Origin of the sequence: Rhizobium sp. CB3060 (genome assembly GCF_025200735.1) — a bacterium.
Lineage (GTDB): Bacteria > Pseudomonadota > Alphaproteobacteria > Rhizobiales > Rhizobiaceae > Rhizobium.
The window spans coordinates 467275-482270 of the sequence record NZ_CP104158.1; the positions used below are offsets into that span (position 1 = coordinate 467275).

At 60.7% G+C, this 14996-nt stretch carries 14 protein-coding genes; 7 read left to right on the forward strand and 7 right to left on the reverse strand.

What is annotated here, in order from left to right; all coding sequences use genetic code 11:
• The first annotated feature begins 26 nt into the window (after positions 1-26).
• Together N2601_RS02250 and N2601_RS02255 are read left to right on the forward strand one after the other, a co-directional pair.
• Positions 27-1271 carry an aromatic ring-hydroxylating oxygenase subunit alpha gene (locus tag N2601_RS02250; RefSeq protein WP_104822196.1) on the forward strand — a complete coding sequence of 415 codons (1245 nt, stop codon included), beginning with the start codon at positions 27-29 and terminating at the stop codon, positions 1269-1271.
• 2 nt (positions 1272-1273) lie between these two features.
• The gene (locus tag N2601_RS02255) at positions 1274-2362 is read left to right on the forward strand and encodes a hybrid-cluster NAD(P)-dependent oxidoreductase (protein WP_104822197.1); all 1089 of its coding nucleotides are present in this window, start codon (positions 1274-1276) and stop codon (positions 2360-2362) included.
• A gap of 60 nt (positions 2363-2422) precedes the next feature.
• On the opposite strand, the gene N2601_RS02260 is transcribed toward N2601_RS02255, so the two are convergent.
• Positions 2423-3376 (reverse strand): glycoside hydrolase family 25 protein, encoded by a 954-nt coding sequence (locus N2601_RS02260; RefSeq protein ID WP_245463927.1) that lies wholly within the window; start codon positions 3374-3376, stop codon positions 2423-2425.
• Positions 3377-3666: 290 nt separating this feature from the next.
• Here N2601_RS02260 and N2601_RS02265 point away from each other — a divergent pair, with 290 nt between their 5' ends.
• Positions 3667-4137: a BA14K family protein gene (locus N2601_RS02265; RefSeq protein ID WP_104822199.1), complete on the forward strand. Its 471-nt coding sequence runs from the start codon at positions 3667-3669 to the stop codon at positions 4135-4137.
• Positions 4138-4213: 76 nt separating this feature from the next.
• On the opposite strand, the gene N2601_RS02270 is transcribed toward N2601_RS02265, so the two are convergent.
• From N2601_RS02270 to N2601_RS02280, 3 genes are all read right to left on the reverse strand, one after another.
• Complete coding sequence (locus N2601_RS02270; RefSeq protein WP_104825000.1) at positions 4214-5215, reverse strand: transporter; 1002 nt, start codon at positions 5213-5215, stop codon at positions 4214-4216.
• Positions 5216-5375: 160 nt separating this feature from the next.
• Positions 5376-5675, reverse strand: a complete 300-nt coding sequence (locus N2601_RS02275; protein ID WP_104822200.1) for a type II toxin-antitoxin system RelE/ParE family toxin — start codon at positions 5673-5675, stop codon at positions 5376-5378.
• Complete coding sequence (locus N2601_RS02280; RefSeq protein WP_104825001.1) at positions 5672-5935, reverse strand: type II toxin-antitoxin system ParD family antitoxin; 264 nt, start codon at positions 5933-5935, stop codon at positions 5672-5674. The genes N2601_RS02275 and N2601_RS02280 overlap by 4 nt, the downstream gene beginning before the upstream one ends.
• A 202-nt stretch (positions 5936-6137) precedes the next feature.
• Between N2601_RS02280 and N2601_RS02285 the strand changes: the two genes are divergently transcribed.
• Both N2601_RS02285 and N2601_RS02290 read left to right on the forward strand, forming a co-directional pair.
• Entirely contained in the window at positions 6138-7916 is a 1779-nt protein-coding gene (locus N2601_RS02285) for an acyl-CoA dehydrogenase (protein WP_104822201.1), read from the forward strand.
• Positions 7917-7926: 10 nt separating this feature from the next.
• Positions 7927-8679 (forward strand): crotonase/enoyl-CoA hydratase family protein, encoded by a 753-nt coding sequence (locus N2601_RS02290; RefSeq protein WP_104822202.1) that lies wholly within the window; start codon positions 7927-7929, stop codon positions 8677-8679.
• A gap of 324 nt (positions 8680-9003) precedes the next feature.
• On the opposite strand, the gene N2601_RS02295 is transcribed toward N2601_RS02290, so the two are convergent.
• From N2601_RS02295 to N2601_RS02305, 3 genes are all read right to left on the reverse strand, one after another.
• A complete protein-coding gene (locus tag N2601_RS02295; protein ID WP_104822203.1) occupies positions 9004-9297 on the reverse strand; it encodes a GIY-YIG nuclease family protein in 294 nt (97 codons plus the stop codon).
• Positions 9298-9584: 287 nt separating this feature from the next.
• Positions 9585-10835 (reverse strand): class I SAM-dependent RNA methyltransferase, encoded by a 1251-nt coding sequence (locus N2601_RS02300; protein WP_104822204.1) that lies wholly within the window; start codon positions 10833-10835, stop codon positions 9585-9587.
• Positions 10832-11572, reverse strand: coding sequence for a TlyA family RNA methyltransferase (locus N2601_RS02305; RefSeq protein WP_104822205.1), 741 nt, complete (start codon positions 11570-11572; stop codon positions 10832-10834). Before N2601_RS02305 ends, N2601_RS02300 begins: the two co-directional genes overlap by 4 nt.
• Before the next feature lie 126 nt (positions 11573-11698).
• Between N2601_RS02305 and N2601_RS02310 the strand changes: the two genes are divergently transcribed.
• Together N2601_RS02310 and N2601_RS02315 are read left to right on the forward strand one after the other, a co-directional pair.
• Positions 11699-12706 (forward strand): DUF4424 domain-containing protein, encoded by a 1008-nt coding sequence (locus tag N2601_RS02310; RefSeq protein ID WP_104825002.1) that lies wholly within the window; start codon positions 11699-11701, stop codon positions 12704-12706.
• 229 nt (positions 12707-12935) lie between these two features.
• Complete coding sequence (locus N2601_RS02315) at positions 12936-14873, forward strand: methyl-accepting chemotaxis protein (protein WP_104822206.1); 1938 nt, start codon at positions 12936-12938, stop codon at positions 14871-14873.
• Positions 14874-14996 lie beyond the last annotated feature (123 nt).

Consider the following 14996-nt stretch of genomic DNA (forward strand, 5'->3'; position numbering starts at 1 on the left):
GCCTGGTATTGCACGAGGATAGGCACATGGATATCGGCACCGACGTTTTGCGACAATTGAAGAACCGCCGCCAGGGTTTCAGCCTGGAGCAGGCCTTCTACACCGACCCCGATTATTTCAAGCTCGACATGGAGATGATCTACTATCGCGACTGGCTGTTCATCGGCCATGATTGCGAAGTGCCGCGGGCCGGCAATTATTTCACGGTCCAGGTCGGCGATTATCCCGTCGTTATCGTCCGCGGCCGGGATCAGGTCATCCGCGCCTTCCACAATAGTTGTCGCCACCGCGGCTCGCGTGTCTGCGCATCCGAGCGCGGTTCTTCGGCCAAGCTTGTCTGCCCTTACCATCAGTGGACCTACGAACTCGACGGTTCGCTGCTCTTCGCCCGGCAGATGGCGGAGGATTTCGACAAGAGCCAGTTCTCCCTGAAGCCGGTTCACTGCGAGAGCGTCGGCGGCTACATCTTCATCTGTCTGGCGAAAAACGCCCCGGATTTCTCCCCGGTCCGCGCCGCGATCGAGCCTTACATGGCGCCGCATCGCATCGGCGAGACGAAGGTCGCCTTCCAGAGCACCATTATCGAAAAGGGCAATTGGAAGCTGGTATGGGAGAACAATCGCGAGTGCTATCACTGCGCCGCCAATCATCCGGAGCTCTGCCGTACCTACCCGGAAGCGCCGACCATCACGGGTGTACAAGGTGCGATGAACGATCCCCTCATCACTGAGCACTGGCAGCGCTGCGAAGCCGCCGGCTTGCCGAGCCAATTCAAGATCGCACCCGATGGTCAGTTCCGCGCCGCCCGCATGCCGCTGATCGAAGGGGCTGAAAGCTACACCATGTCCGGCAGGCGCGCCGTCAAGCGGCCGCTATCGCCTGACGTCACCATCAACAATATCGGTGCGATGATCCTGTTCCATTACCCGACAACGTGGAACCATCTTCTCGGCGACCACGCCATTTCCTTCCGCGTGCTGCCGATCAGCGCCGAGGAAACCGCGGTCACCACCAAATGGCTGGTGCATAAGGATGCGGTAGAGGGCGTCGACTATGACCTCGAGGAACTGACCCATGTCTGGACGGAAACCAACGATCAGGACCGTCGCATCGTCGAGGAAAATGCCTTCGGTATACGCTCGCCGGCCTATGAGCCCGGCCCCTATTCGGAACTCCACGAGGGCGGCGTCATGCAGTTCGTCGAGTGGTACTCGAATTTCATGATCAACCGGCTGCAGGGCGATCAGGCCAAGCTGTCGGCGGTTGCCTGAGTATGAACATGACCATCTCTCTCCGTCATCAGCACCTGGATCAGATGCAGCCATGGAGCGACAGGCAGCATCTGCTCGAATGCCTGTCGGCAACGCCGGAAGCGCCCGATGTGATGACCTTCACATTCCGCTCCGACAAGGATAATTGGTTCCGCTATCTGCCGGGCCAGTTCGTAACCCTGGAACTGCCGACGGCGCCCGAGCCGGTCATGCGCACCTACACGCTTTCCTCGACACCGTCGCGGCCCTTTTCCGTGGCCGTCACGGTGAAGGCGCAGAAGGACAGCATCGGCACGCGCTGGATGTTCGAGAACCTGAAGCCCGGTATGCGCATCAAGGCTTTCGGCCCGCTCGGCGATTTCAGCCACATCCGTCATCCCGGCGAAAAATATCTCTTCGTTTCGGCCGGCTCCGGCATCACGCCGATGATGGCGATGACGCGCTACATGGCCGACACAGGGCCCTTGTCGGACATCACCTTCGTCAATTGCTCGCGCAGCCCCGCCGACATCATCTTCCGCTCGGAGCTGGAATATCTCGCCCGCTTCATGCCGAACCTCGATCTCGGCTTCATCGTCGAAGGCTGCGGCCGCACCGATCTCTGGTCGGGGCTGAAGGGCCGCATCGACAAGGCAAAGATCGGACTGCTCGCGCCAGATTTCATGGAACGCACCATCTTCTGCTGCGGCCCTGAAGTCTTCATGGATGCCGTCCGCTCCATGCTGGAAGCCCACGGCTTCGACATGGCGCGCTACCATCAGGAAAGCTTCCAGCCGGCGCAGGCGGCAACGCCGCTGGCCGAAGTCAGCGATGACGCGTCGATGGACGCGGCGACCTCGATCCGCTTCACCATGGCCGGCAGGGATGTCGCCTGCGCCCCAGGCCAGACGATCCTGCAGGCCGCGCGCGGCGCCGGCGTACGCATCGGTGCTGCCTGCGAATCCGGTCTCTGCGGCACCTGCAGGGTGATGAAACTGTCGGGCGAGGTCGAGATGAACCATAATGGCGGCATCCTCGACGACGAAATCGACGAAGGCTACATTCTGGCCTGCTGTTCGCGGCCTAAAACGGATGTGCAGATAGAAGCCTAAGCCTTTTGAATCGAGACTACTTATCCGCTATCGGGCGGCTCCCGCCCGATAGCGGATGCGCTAGAAATCCTGATAATTCAACTCGTTGATCTCGACCGTCTTCGGCTGCGTTGCGGCGGTGACGATTGGGTCGACCATCAGCGAGACGAGCGTCTGCAACGGCGCGGTACAGCTTGGTCCCTTGGCAATGATCATGGGTGCAGGTTCCGGCTTTGCGGGCAGCAGATCGCCCTGCGGCCAGATCTTGGCGAGCTGCACCTTCGTCATCGCCACGACATTGACATCGATATCGGTAAGCGTCCCCGGCACGCGGTAAGGACAGGCCTTCTCCGAGCAATTGTCGGATGAGGAGAATTGCCAGAGCGCATAATTGTCCCAATTGCCGAGCGGGAAGGTGCCTTTTACATCCGGCTTGTAGCGCGCATACCACAGCGGCAGCCGCGACAGGATCGGATAGTCCTCGCGATGATCGGCAATATACCGGGCGGTGTTGTGATTGGTATAGAGAATGGGATAGCGGCCGGTTCTCACCTTGATGTGACCGACGAAGATCTGCGCGTCATCGAGCGACATGAACTGGGTCGCGTCCAAGCCGTCGATATCGAGCACCATCAATTCGTCCGGTTTCGGATCGGCATAATCCAGAAAGTGATTGGCCTGGTCGACCGGGTTGCCGGGCCGTCCAAGGTGGTAGGCGCCCCAGAGCAGGCCATTCATTTTGGCCAGTATGCGGCGCGTCTGATACAGCTCGCGGCTGACGGCATATTTGCGCCACATCGTCTTGCAGTGCGCAAAGGTGTCGCCGGCATGATCGCCCGTGCAGCTAAAGCTCTCTGGCAGGCCGTCGGAAGCCTTGGAGATGAAAGCGGCTATGCGCTTGTCTTGCAGAAGCTGATCCCAATCGATGGTATTCAACTCATAGGCATCGACGATAAGGGCGTTCTGGGGGTCGTTCCAGGGTGGGTTCTCAGCGGCCGCAAGCCGGGAAGCCGGTCCGAGCAGCGCCAGAACCATCAGGAAACTGCAAATCAGAGGGTGAGTCTGCCGGTATCCCTTCATGAAACAATGGTAAGGATCGGTGGTTAATCCCTGGTTAAGGATGGGATCGCTAAAAATTTACCGTTGGGTCCGCATAACCCCTTAAATTTGTACCGATTTAAGGGAAACACTATGCGCCGCTACGTCCCGCCGCGTCATATTGGACGCGCGGCGCAGCAGGTATTCGAACCCTGTTTGGGGAACCTTCCCCAATTAGGAACGTTCATTGCCTTAAGCACAATGTAAGCCAGGGAATGGAGATATAAATGCTTGGTTTCCGTGCAAGAATTGCGACTATCGCTGTTTCGGCCGCTGTGGCTCTGACGAGCTTCACCCCGTCCTTCGCAATGCAGATGCCTGCCGCGCCCGTTGCGGCGGCAGACAAGGCCGCCCCTGCCGACGTTCAGCAGGTTCAGTGGCGCCGCTATGGCGGTTATCACGGCGGGTACTATCCGTATTATCGCCGTGGTTGGTATGGCGGCTACCGCGGTTATCCGGGCTATCGTTATGGCTATCGCTATTATGATGGCTATTGGTACCCGCTGGCGGCCTTCGGCGCCGGAGCCATCATTGGCGGCGCGATTGCCAGCCAGCCGCGTTATGTTGCCCCGGCCGGAGGCATCAACCCGCGCCACGTCGAATGGTGCGAGGCGCGCTATCGCTCCTACCGGGCTTATGACAATACGTTCCAGCCCAATCGCGGTCCCCGGCAGCAGTGCTACTCGCCCTTCTATTGAGCGAGAGATTTGAACCTATCAGCCCCAGCCGCCCGGTCACTCGCCGGGCGGTTTTTCATGGTTGAACGCCCTGCCGTCAGAGAATGTTGACCCGCTTCAGCAGCCACCAGGCGAGTACCATCGAAGCGATGATGAGGGCCACGGCATATTCCGTGCCGGCACCGCCGCCTGAAAACGGCAGATTTGACGTGTTCATGCCGAAAAAGCCGGTGACCAGCGTCGGCGGCAGCAGGAAGGCCGTCATGATCGACAGAATATAGAGATGGCGGTTGATCTCGGAGGAAAGCTTCGAGTCGATTTCTTCATGCAGCAGCCTGGCGCGCTCCTGCAGCGCGTAGACATCGTGATCGACCGCCTCCAGCCGGCCCGTCAATCGGCCGGCGACATCCTCGAACCCGAGCGGCATCTCTTCGTCGTCAGATGCTGCAGCGCGCCGCATCAGTGTCAAAACGGTGCGCAGATGCCGGTGCAGGCGCACAATCGTCCGGCGCACGGGCGCCAATCGCCGGCGTTCGTCCCGCGGCGCGTTCTCGTAGACGAAATCCTCGATGAGATTGAGCTCCTCGGTCATCTCGATAACAAGCGAGATGAGGGTGCGCTGGAACTCGACGACCAGCAGCTCGAATATATCGAGCGGCCGGGTGAATTTGGCTGCGTTTTTTTCGATCAGCATGCGCGCCCGCTCAACACTGCGTAGCGGCTGCAGCCGGGTGGTGATGAGCATGCGGTCGGTCAGCACGAAATGCAGCCAGCCGATGTCGCGCGTATCCTGATCGAATTCGCGCTGGAAATCGACCAGCGTGCCGAACAGCATCTGCTCGTCGACGGTGATGGTCGCATGCGTCTCATGCGTCGTCAGCGCCACACGGGCAGGTTCGTTCAGACCTGGCGCATCCTCAAGAAAAGCGGGTACGCGGGCATCGACAAGGCTCAGATGCAGCCACAGGAAACCATCGTCCGCAAACAGCGTGGCGCGATCGGTATCATCGGACAGCCGCTCCGGCTTATTCGCGCCGGGACGCAGGCGATAGGCCCAGATGAGGCCAGGTATCGTGGTGGCTGATGTGATCGTGTTCATGGCCGAGTTGTTCGCATCGTCAAGGGAGTTGCCATACTCATTGTTCATGACGATTGTTTATGCAAGTCCCGGCTATGGCGCGACAATCGCGCAGGAAGGCGGATATGCCGCAGGTGGGGCAAGGCCGATTGGAGGATCGCCAGTTAGTTTTCGACGTAACTTAGGTCTCGGGAAACAAAATTGCTTCGAAATCCTGGGCGCCATTCAAGATATGCAGAATTTCTACGGCGTCTTCGCTGACATGATAGAAAACGAGATAGGCACCATGCGGGAAGCGGCGGACGCCTGTGTGTTCATAGCGCGGTACCAGCGGAAAGCGGTACGGCATGTCCGCTAGATGCCTACACCGCTTGACAAGCTCCATGATGAAGCTTGCCGCGCGTTGGGGATTATCCTGAGCAATGTAGTCGCCAATATGTTCAACATCGGCTTGAGCTCTGGCGGAGAAAACGACGATCACGAGCGGCGGTCTTTTGCCATATTTTCGTATTTTGCAGTCAGTCTGGCAGCAACCTCTTCAAGAGGCTCCACTCGCCCTGCTTTAACATCCGCAAGGCCTTGTGCAATCGCGGTATCGAGCGCAGCGAGGCGTTTTTCTCGCTCTTCGACCAAGCGAACGCCTTCGCGCAGGACTTCGCTGCGGGAGTTGTAACGTCCACTTGTTACGAGTTCATCCACATAGCTTTCGAGCCGCTTGCCAAGATTTGCGCTGCTAGCCATGTTCATTCCTCTTCCAGCGTATAACCAAGGTGATAATTGTTAGCACAAATCATTCAGGGAAGTGAATGCGGATTTGTCTCGATACATTGAGGTGCCTGCCCAAAATTGACGTTTACGTAAAAATCAATTAGCTATAAACATCATGCGGCCGATAGCTTGGGTGAGGTAGACTGTCGGCATCGTCATCACGGAGGAAGACACCATGTACAAGGCGCCGGTCGAGGAAATCGCGTTTACGCTGAAGCATGTCGCTGGCATGGGGCAAGCGATGGAGGAGGGGCGCCTCGGCGATCTCAGCGGCGATGTCGTCGACGCCATTCTGACCGAGGCCGGCCGTTTTGCCGGGGACGTGATGGAACCGCTGGCGGAGATCGGCGATAGGCAGGGCTCCAAACTCATCGATGGCAAGGTGGTGTTGCCCGATGGCTGGGAGAAGCTCTATCGCGACTGGATTGCCGGCGGTTGGAACGGGTTGACGGCACCGGAGGAGTTCGGCGGCCAGGGCCTGCCGCATATGCTGAACGTTGCGGCGCTGGAAATGTGGAATTCCGCTTCCATGGCCTTTGGTCTCGCGCCGACGCTGACCATGGGTGCGGTCGAGGCGCTGATCGCTCACGGCAGCGAGGACCTTAAGCGCAAATATCTGGCAAAACTCGTTTCGGGCGAATGGGCCGGCACGATGAATCTGACAGAGCCGCATGCCGGCTCCGATGTCGGGGCGCTGCGCACCCGCGCCGAACGCCGCGATGACGGCACCTATCGCCTATACGGCCAGAAGATTTTCATCACCTGGGGCGATCATGAGGCGGCGGAGAATATCGTCCATTTCGTGCTTGCGCGCCTTCCGGATGCGCCTGTAGGCACGCGCGGTATCTCCCTGTTCCTGGTGCCGAAATTCCTGGTCAACGATGACGGCTCGCTCGGTGCGCGCAACGATTATTTCGCCCATTCGCTGGAGCATAAACTCGGCATCCACGGCTCACCCACCTGCACGATGATCTATGGCGACGGCAAATACGGAACCGAGAAGGGGGCCGTTGCCTGGCTCGTCGGCGAAGAGAACAAGGGCCTCGCCTGCATGTTCACGATGATGAATAATGCGCGGCTCGCCGTCGGCATTCAGGGTGTGGCGATCGCCGAGGCCGCGACACAAAAAGCCATCGCTTACGCAAAAGAGCGCACGCAAGGGCGGGCTCCAGGTACGACAGCGACAGGCATGAGCCCGATCATCGAACATCCCGATATCGCCCGCATGCTGCTGACGATGAAGGCGCTGACGCAGGGGTCGCGCGCCATCTGCTATGCCTGCGCCGAGGCGATCGACATGTCGCATCGCGATCCCAGCAGAGCACGGCACTGGCAGGAGCGCGCCGCCCTGCTGACGCCGATCGCCAAATCCTTTTCCACCGATGCCGGCGTCGATGTCGCTTCGCTCGGCATCCAGGTGCATGGCGGTATGGGCTTTATCGAAGAGACGGGTGCGGCCCGCCTGCTGCGCGACGCCCGTATCGCGCCGATCTATGAAGGCACGAACGGCATCCAGGCGATCGATCTCGTAACACGTAAGCTGACAATTACCAATGGTGATCATATGCGTGGCTTCACCCACGAACTACGCGAGGTTGCCGATACCGTTGCCAAATCCAATCTGGACGGTTTCGGCGACACGGCGACACGGCTCTATGCCGCCATCACCGATCTCGAGGCGGCAAGCGAATGGCTTCTCGCGCGCCAGGCGGAGGGCCGTATCGCGGAGGCACTGGCGGGGGCCACACCCTATCAGCGGCTCTTCGGCCTTGTGCTGACAGGCTCCTATCTGGCCAAAGGTGCTCTGGCGGAAGCTACGGATGGCGAGGGGGAAAAGCGCATTGCTCTCTGCCGCTTCGCTGCGGAAAACATGCTGGCCGAAACCACCGCACTCACCGATCGCATCGTCGCCGGCGCTTCCAGCCTCGAAGCTGCGCGCATCGCTCTTGCTTAAGGACATACACTTGACCGACCACATCCTGATCGAACGCCCTGAGACTGCCCCCCATGTGCAGGTGATCCGCTTCAACCGGCCGGAAAAGAAAAATGCCTTCACCCGCGCCATGTATCAGACGATGACCGACGCTTTGCGGGCAGCGGATGAGGCCTCGGATATCCGCGTCACCGCCTTCCTTGGCAGCGAAGGCTGCTTTTCCGCCGGCAATGATCTTGCCGATTTCCTCGCCTTCGCCATGAGCGGCAGCATGGGCCGCGAGGTGCTGGACTTCCTGGGCGTGCTGGCCACGGCGAAGAAGCCCGTCATCTCTGGTGTCGACGGCCTGGCGATCGGCATCGGCGCGACGATCCATCTCCATTGCGACCTGACGATCGCCTCCGACCGCAGCCTGTTCAAGACGCCTTTCGTCGATCTCGCCCTTGTCCCCGAAGCCGCCTCCAGCCTGATTGCGCCGCGGGTCATGGGCCATCAGCGCGCCTTCGCTCTGCTCGCCCTCGGCGAGGGCTTTTCCGCCCCGGAAGCAAAGGATGCCGGTCTGATCTGGAAGGTCACCACGCCGGAGGCATTGGAAGCCGAAACCCTGGCACTCGCCGCCAAACTTGCGGCCAAGCCACCCGAAGCACTGCGGATCGCGCGTGACCTGATACGCGGCTCGGCCGAAGACGTTCTCGCCCGCATCGACGAAGAGGCAAGGCACTTTGCGGCGCAGTTGAAGAGCGCGGAGGCTCGGGCGGCGTTTGAGGCGTTCATGAAGCGGTGAGAGATATTCTTTCTCTCACCCGCCCTCGCCCTTCGAGGGTCGCTGCGCTCCCGCCTCAGGGTGAGGGCTGATCTGCTCGCTTAACCACGAGGCTGCTCCGATCGCATCTGTTTCTCATAGCGTCCCCCGAAAACCTTACCTGCTTTCGGCCGAGAACTGTGGATTTGACTATGACCTGCCTCTGTGTTGCAGAGGAACTCGCCGATCCAGAAGAGAAGCCATTTTCTGGCTTTGCCGCGACCATAGCACTCTCTCCGCCTCACCCTGAGGCGGGAGCGCAGCGACCCTCGAAGGGCGAGGTGGCCCGGAGAGTTGACGTTATCGCTATTTCGTTGCGGGTCCCCGTCGCGACAAGGCAGGTAAGGCTTCGTAATTCAAGGCAATCAAGGCTTCCTTCTTCCGGCGCGACCAACCCTTGATCTGTCGTTCTCGCGCAATCGCATCGATGATCCGATCATAGACTTCATGAAACACCAATTCGACCGGCCGGCGTTTGGCGGTATAGCCATCGTAGATGCCCGCATTGTGCTCCCATACCCGCGCTTCGATCTCCTGTTTGGTGAGACCGGTATAATAGGAGCCATCACTGCAGCGAAGGATGTAGACGGTAGCTTCCATGACGAGCTTTCAAGCAGGGATGAATTTCTCTACCATTAAGTGTACTGAATGATCAATTCTTTTCCCTCATCCGCCCTCGTGGTTCGAGGGTCGCTTCGCTCCCGCCTCACCATGAGGGCTAATCTTTCCTGGCCTTCCAAAACTCGGCACAGAATCCCAAACTCGTTCCGATTTTGTCGAAGAAAGAGAAGGTTGAGATGAAGACTATGCGATCTCACTCCGCCCTCATGGTGAGGAGGCCCGCAGGGCGGTCTCGAACCACGAGGGTCGGCCCCAAGCTCGTGTCGTCACTTCTCCAGCGCCGCCACCACTTCAACGTGTGAGCTCCACAGGAATTGGTCGATCGGCGTGACCCTTGTGATGCGGTAGCCGCTTTCGACCAGCAGGGCCAGATCGCGCGCGAGCGTCAGCGGGTTGCAGGAGACGGCGACGATTTTTTTGACGGCGGAGCGAGCCAGTTCCTTGCTCTGGAACTCCGCACCGGCGCGCGGCGGATCGAAGACGACGGCGTCGTAGGCTTTCAGTTCCTGCGCCATCAGCGGCCGGCGGAAAAGGTCGCGGCGTTCGATGGTTACGGGTTTCAGCCCCTGCGTGTTGCGCGCTGCGTAGTCGAGGGCAGCCAAAGGCTTGTCTTCGCCTTCGACGGCATGCACGCGGCCGATGCGCGCCAGACGCAGCGAGAATGTGCCGCTGCCGGCGAAGAGATCGGCGATGCGCTTCGCCTTGCCGACATGGGCAGCAACCAGCTCGGCCATAGCCTCTTCGGCCGGCTTTGTCGCCTGGGTGAAGGCGCCCGGCGGCGGCGAAACCTGCACGCCACCGAAATCGACCATCGGCTTCATCGGCTCAACCAGGATCTCGCCGTTCAGGGAGACGCGGGCGATACCGCGAAGGGCAAGCACGGTTTCGATGGCGCTGCGCCGCTGTTTGTCGGAGAGTTTCTTGACCTCATCGACAGCGATATCGAGGCCGGAGAGCGTCTCCAGGACGGAGATGCGAAATGCTTCCGCGCTGACAGCGAGAGCCGCGCCGACAGCCCTGATCGCCGGCAGTCGCGACATGATCCCGGCCGAGGCGATCGGACACTCCTGAACGGCGACGATATGGTGGCTTTCGGCCTGATTGAAGCCGATCAGCATGTCCTTCTCGGTCTTGCGTGCGGCAAAGACCACGCGCCGGCGCTCGCCCGGATGGGCGGCGATGAGCTCGTCCACCTCTGGCGTCAGCCCTTTGGAGCGCAATGCATCGATCACGAGCTGGCGCTTGAAGGCGCGATAGGGCGCATCGGCATAGTGCTGCAGCGTACAGCCGCCGCAGGTGCCATTGACGCCGTCGGGGCCGAAATGCCGACAGTGTGGCTCCTGCCGTTCGGGCGAGGCCGCCGCGATCGACATCAACGTTCCATGGCTCTTCACCCGCGCGATGGCAACGGTCTCGCCGGGCAGCGTGAAGGGTACGTAGATCGGCCCGTCGGCGCCTTGCGCAATGCCGTCGCCCTGGGCGCCGAGCTTCTGGATGGTCACGGTTTCGGTGCTCATGGCTTGATCCCTGCGAGAAGAAATTCCTGATTGCCGTCGCCACCCGCGATCGGCGAGGGGATGAGGCCGAGGCTACGCCAGCCCATGTCCTCGATGAGCCAGCGTTCCAGCTCCGCCGCAACCGTTGGCGCGGAGGAGGGGTCCTTCAACAGACCGGCCTTGCCGATCGCCTCGCGTCCGGCCTCGAATTGCGGCTTCACCAGCAACGCGCAACGCGAGCCCGGCTCGGCAAGCCCGAGGGCCGGTGCCAGCGCCAGCTTCAGCGAGATGAAGGAAACGTCGGAGGCGATGAAGGTTACGGGCTCGCCAATGTCTTCGGCCGTCAGATAGCGGGCGTTCAGTCCCTCGATATTGGTCACGCGCGGATCGGCTGATATGCGCGGATGCACCTGCCCATGGCCGACATCGATAGCGGTGACATGCGCCGCACCCCGCTGCAGCAGCACTTCGGTGAAACCGCCGGTCGAGGCGCCGACGTCGAGACAGTGCTGCCCCTTCGGATCGAGTTGGAAATGATCCAGCGCGGCCACCAGCTTCAGCGCGGCCCGCGAAACGTAATCCTGAGCGGGATCGTCGATCGCGATCTCCGCATCTTCGGTAAACAATGCGCCCGGCTTGCTCACTACTTTGCCGTCAACCGTCACCGTGCCGCGCTGAATGGCGTCGCGCGCCCGCGAGCGGCTGGCGAAAAGCGAGAGGGAGACGAGAAGCTGGTCGAGGCGTTGCGGTTCGGACATGGGCTGTCCATGCCGGGCAATGGTCTGCGTTGCAAGCGTTTTGTGTTGATGGCGGCCAATGTCGGCGTTGACGCTATGCGGTATCTCGCCATAATCGCCGCAAACCGGCAGTAGATGGGGGCTCGGATGCGCGGGATTTGCGGCTATGCGACGGCTCTGGCGATGCTTGCCACGCCGGCCCTGGCGAACGATAGCATGGCGGAGCTGAAGACCGGCGGCCTCGCTTATGTCCGCACCGGCGATATCAGCATGGATGACGAAAAGCTCTTCATTTCTCCGACGGAGGTGAAGGTCGATTACCTCTTTGAGAACACATCGGATAAGGATGTCGAAAGCGTCGTCGCCTTCCCCATGCCGGATATCGAGGGCGTCCTCGACAGCACGGTCGCCATCGAGGACGCCGATGCCGACAATTTCCTCGATTTCACCGTCACGCAGGACGGCAAACCGATCACGCCGACTTTGCAGCAGAGCGTGACAGTCTCCGGTATCGATCTGACGGCCGAGCTGAAGGCGCACAATATTCCGCTGCGACCGCTCGGCGCAGCCGCGTTCAACGCGGTTGCGAAGCTGCCGCCTGATGTGCTCCAGGACTGGAAGGCGCGCGGTCTCATTGCCGATGACGAATACGACAGTGACGGCCAGGGCATGAAGCATCACCCGACGCCGATGTGGATCCTGCACACGACCTATTGGTGGCGCACCAAATTTCCGGCCCGCGCCAAAATCAGTGTGCAGCACCGCTATAAGCCGAGTGTCGGCGGCACGGTCGCCATCACCTTTGCTGGCAACGAGGACTACGAGAAGGAGCAGCTCAAGATCTATCAGACCAAATATTGCGTGGACGACGCTTTCCTTAAAACCGCTACCAAACTATCCGCAGCCTCCGACAAGGGCGGCCGCGCCTATACCGAAAGCTGGATTTCCTACGTTTTGAGCACGGGCGCCAACTGGTCCGGTCCGATCAAGCATTTCCAGCTAACGGTCGATAAGGGCAGCCCGGATAACTACGTCAGCTTCTGCGGCAGCGGTGTCAAGAAGATCGGCCCCACGAGTTTTCAGATGACCGCAGAGGATTTTTCTCCTGAGCACGATCTCGATATTCTGATCCTCAATGCCGGATCTCAGAATTAGAGTATTGTTGCGCCTCTTGCACTGAGCAGAGTTAAATAATTTTAAAGCTGTAGCATCTAGTTATGCATGCGATTGCGATTGTCCTTTTCGGGGATAATCGCCTGCCATGACGGCTCCGCGCCTCTCGCGCCCAATCATGCCTCTTCCCAGAATTTTGGAGCATCCGGCTGCGCTCTCCCAGCGGGTTCGTCGATGTTCGCCAGGACCGGCGCTCAGGAGGCGCTTGCCCATGTTTGCGAAGAACCTTTCCTTGAATGGCAAACTCGCCATCACCTTTGCCGCACTTATCGCTATCTTCGCCTGCGTTTCCGCATTCGTTTACGCCAAGGAAGAAATATCGACCGCGGCCGCCGCCGAACAGGTCAAGTCACAGCAGCTCGTCAATCTGATCGACGATTCCCTGCAGGCCATGCTGGAACAGGCGGTCAACTTGCGCGGCTTCCTGCTGCTGCGCAGCAATAGCACCTATGGCGACGTTGGCACCAATCGCGATCGCATGCTGAAGAGCATGGCGGCCGCCAAGACGGTTGCCGCCGACGAGCCGGACCTGCTTGCCGCGATCGACGGCATGCAGAAGGCCGCGGATCTCTATTTCCATCAGCTCGCCGAGCCGCAGATGAAGGCGCGCAAGGAAACCGAGATGCCGCTCGACCAGATCGTCAAGATCGGCCAGAACGAGACGAAGGGTCAGCTCGACGGTTTCCGTGAGGCTGCAGCCAAGATCAAACAGGCTGCCCGCGCCAAGGCAGATGCCCAGTCGGCCATCCAGGATGATGCCAACAGCGAACTGCGTCTGACATTGATTGCCGGCGGTATCATTGCCTCGCTGGCCGCAGCCGTGCTTGCCTGGCTGCTCGCACGCACCATCGTTCGCCCGATCGTCGGCATGACTGCCGCCATGGCCCGCCTTGCCGGCGGTGAGCATAATATCGACGTGCCGGCCATCGGCCGGGGCGATGAAGTCGGCCGCATGGCTGACGCCGTCGTCGTCTTCAAGGAAGCGGCGATCGAGAAACTGCGTCTTGCCGGCGAGACCGACCGCATGCGCGGCGATGCCGAGCGTCAACGTCAGATGAACGACGAGCAGAAGGCGCGGGAAGAGGGCGAGATCCGCTTCGCGATGGAGGCGTTGGCCGGCGGGCTTGCCGCCCTGGCCTCCGGCAATGTCGCCGCGCGCCTCGAGCGTACCTTCGCACCGCAGCTCGACGGCGTCCGCGTCGACTTCAACAATGCCGTCGAAAAGCTGGAAGCCGCCCTGCAGTCGGTCGGCCACAATGCTTCGGCGATCAATGCCGGTGCCGGCGAAATTCGTTCGGCCGCCGACGATCTTGCCCGCCGCACCGAGCAGCAGGCGGCCGCCGTCGAAGAGACCGCAGCAGCCCTCGAAGAGGTGACGACGACGGTTCGCGATTCCGCCAAGCGCGCTGAAGATGTCGGCCATCTCGTCGAACGTGCCCGTCAGGGCGCTGAGAAGTCCGGCGATGTCGTGCGCAAGGCGGTCTCCGCCATGCAGCAGATCGAAAAGTCCTCGGGTGAGATCAGCAACATCATCAGCGTCATCGATGATATCGCCTTCCAGACCAACCTCCTGGCTCTGAATGCCGGTGTCGAAGCTGCCCGCGCCGGTGATGCCGGCAAGGGTTTCGCGGTCGTCGCCCAGGAAGTCCGCGAGCTGGCCCAGCGTTCCGCCAGCGCCGCCAAGGAGATCAAGGCACTGATCACCACCTCGAGCGATCAGGTCAACACCGGCGTGTCGCTGGTCGGCGAAACCGGCAAGGCGCTGGAACTGATCGTTTCCGAAGTGCAGGAGATCAACCGCCACGTCGGCGCCATCGTCATCGCCACCCGCGAACAGTCGACCGGCTTGCAGGAAATCAACACTGCCGTCAACAATATGGACCAGGGCACGCAGCAGAATGCCGCCATGGTCGAGGAACAGACGGCGGCGAGCCATGCACTCGCCCGCGAGGCAGCCTCCCTCAATGAGCTCCTGCACCAGTTCCGTCTGAGTGACATGCCCCGCGAATCCAAACGTCCTGCGGCCGTTACCGCCCAGTCACGACCGGCTGCTTCGCCTGCGAGGGCATTGGGCCGCACGGTTGCCAAGGCGTTTGGCGGCAAGGCCACCGCGGCGGCTGTTGCCCAGGATGAGTGGGAGGAGTTCTGAGGCTGGCGTCTTGATGACGCCGAACCTCTGATGCTCTTTCTGACGGGCATCGGAGGTCGGGGAGATCTGTCTCGCCTGTTTCGAGGCGAGACAGATATCAGTTAGCGGTAGCTGCCGAGGGTG

What these genes read in the sequence shown, in the direction of transcription:
- N2601_RS02265 (WP_104822199.1), top strand. Translation starts at nt 3,667, where the DNA reads ATGCTTGGTTTCCGTGCAAGAATTGCGACTATCGCTGTTTCGGCCGCT.
- N2601_RS02250 (WP_104822196.1), top strand. Translation starts at nt 27, where the DNA reads ATGGATATCGGCACCGACGTTTTGCGACAATTGAAGAACCGCCGCCAG.
- N2601_RS02295 (WP_104822203.1), bottom strand. Translation starts at nt 9,297, where the DNA reads ATGGAAGCTACCGTCTACATCCTTCGCTGCAGTGATGGCTCCTATTAT.
- N2601_RS02315 (WP_104822206.1), top strand. Translation starts at nt 12,936, where the DNA reads ATGTTTGCGAAGAACCTTTCCTTGAATGGCAAACTCGCCATCACCTTT.
- N2601_RS02310 (WP_104825002.1), top strand. Translation starts at nt 11,699, where the DNA reads ATGCGCGGGATTTGCGGCTATGCGACGGCTCTGGCGATGCTTGCCACG.
- N2601_RS02280 (WP_104825001.1), bottom strand. Translation starts at nt 5,935, where the DNA reads ATGGCTAGCAGCGCAAATCTTGGCAAGCGGCTCGAAAGCTATGTGGAT.
- N2601_RS02285 (WP_104822201.1), top strand. Translation starts at nt 6,138, where the DNA reads ATGTACAAGGCGCCGGTCGAGGAAATCGCGTTTACGCTGAAGCATGTC.
- N2601_RS02255 (WP_104822197.1), top strand. Translation starts at nt 1,274, where the DNA reads ATGAACATGACCATCTCTCTCCGTCATCAGCACCTGGATCAGATGCAG.
- N2601_RS02300 (WP_104822204.1), bottom strand. Translation starts at nt 10,835, where the DNA reads ATGAGCACCGAAACCGTGACCATCCAGAAGCTCGGCGCCCAGGGCGAC.
- N2601_RS02260 (WP_245463927.1), bottom strand. Translation starts at nt 3,376, where the DNA reads ATGGTTCTGGCGCTGCTCGGACCGGCTTCCCGGCTTGCGGCCGCTGAG.
- N2601_RS02305 (WP_104822205.1), bottom strand. Translation starts at nt 11,572, where the DNA reads ATGTCCGAACCGCAACGCCTCGACCAGCTTCTCGTCTCCCTCTCGCTT.
- N2601_RS02270 (WP_104825000.1), bottom strand. Translation starts at nt 5,215, where the DNA reads ATGAACACGATCACATCAGCCACCACGATACCTGGCCTCATCTGGGCC.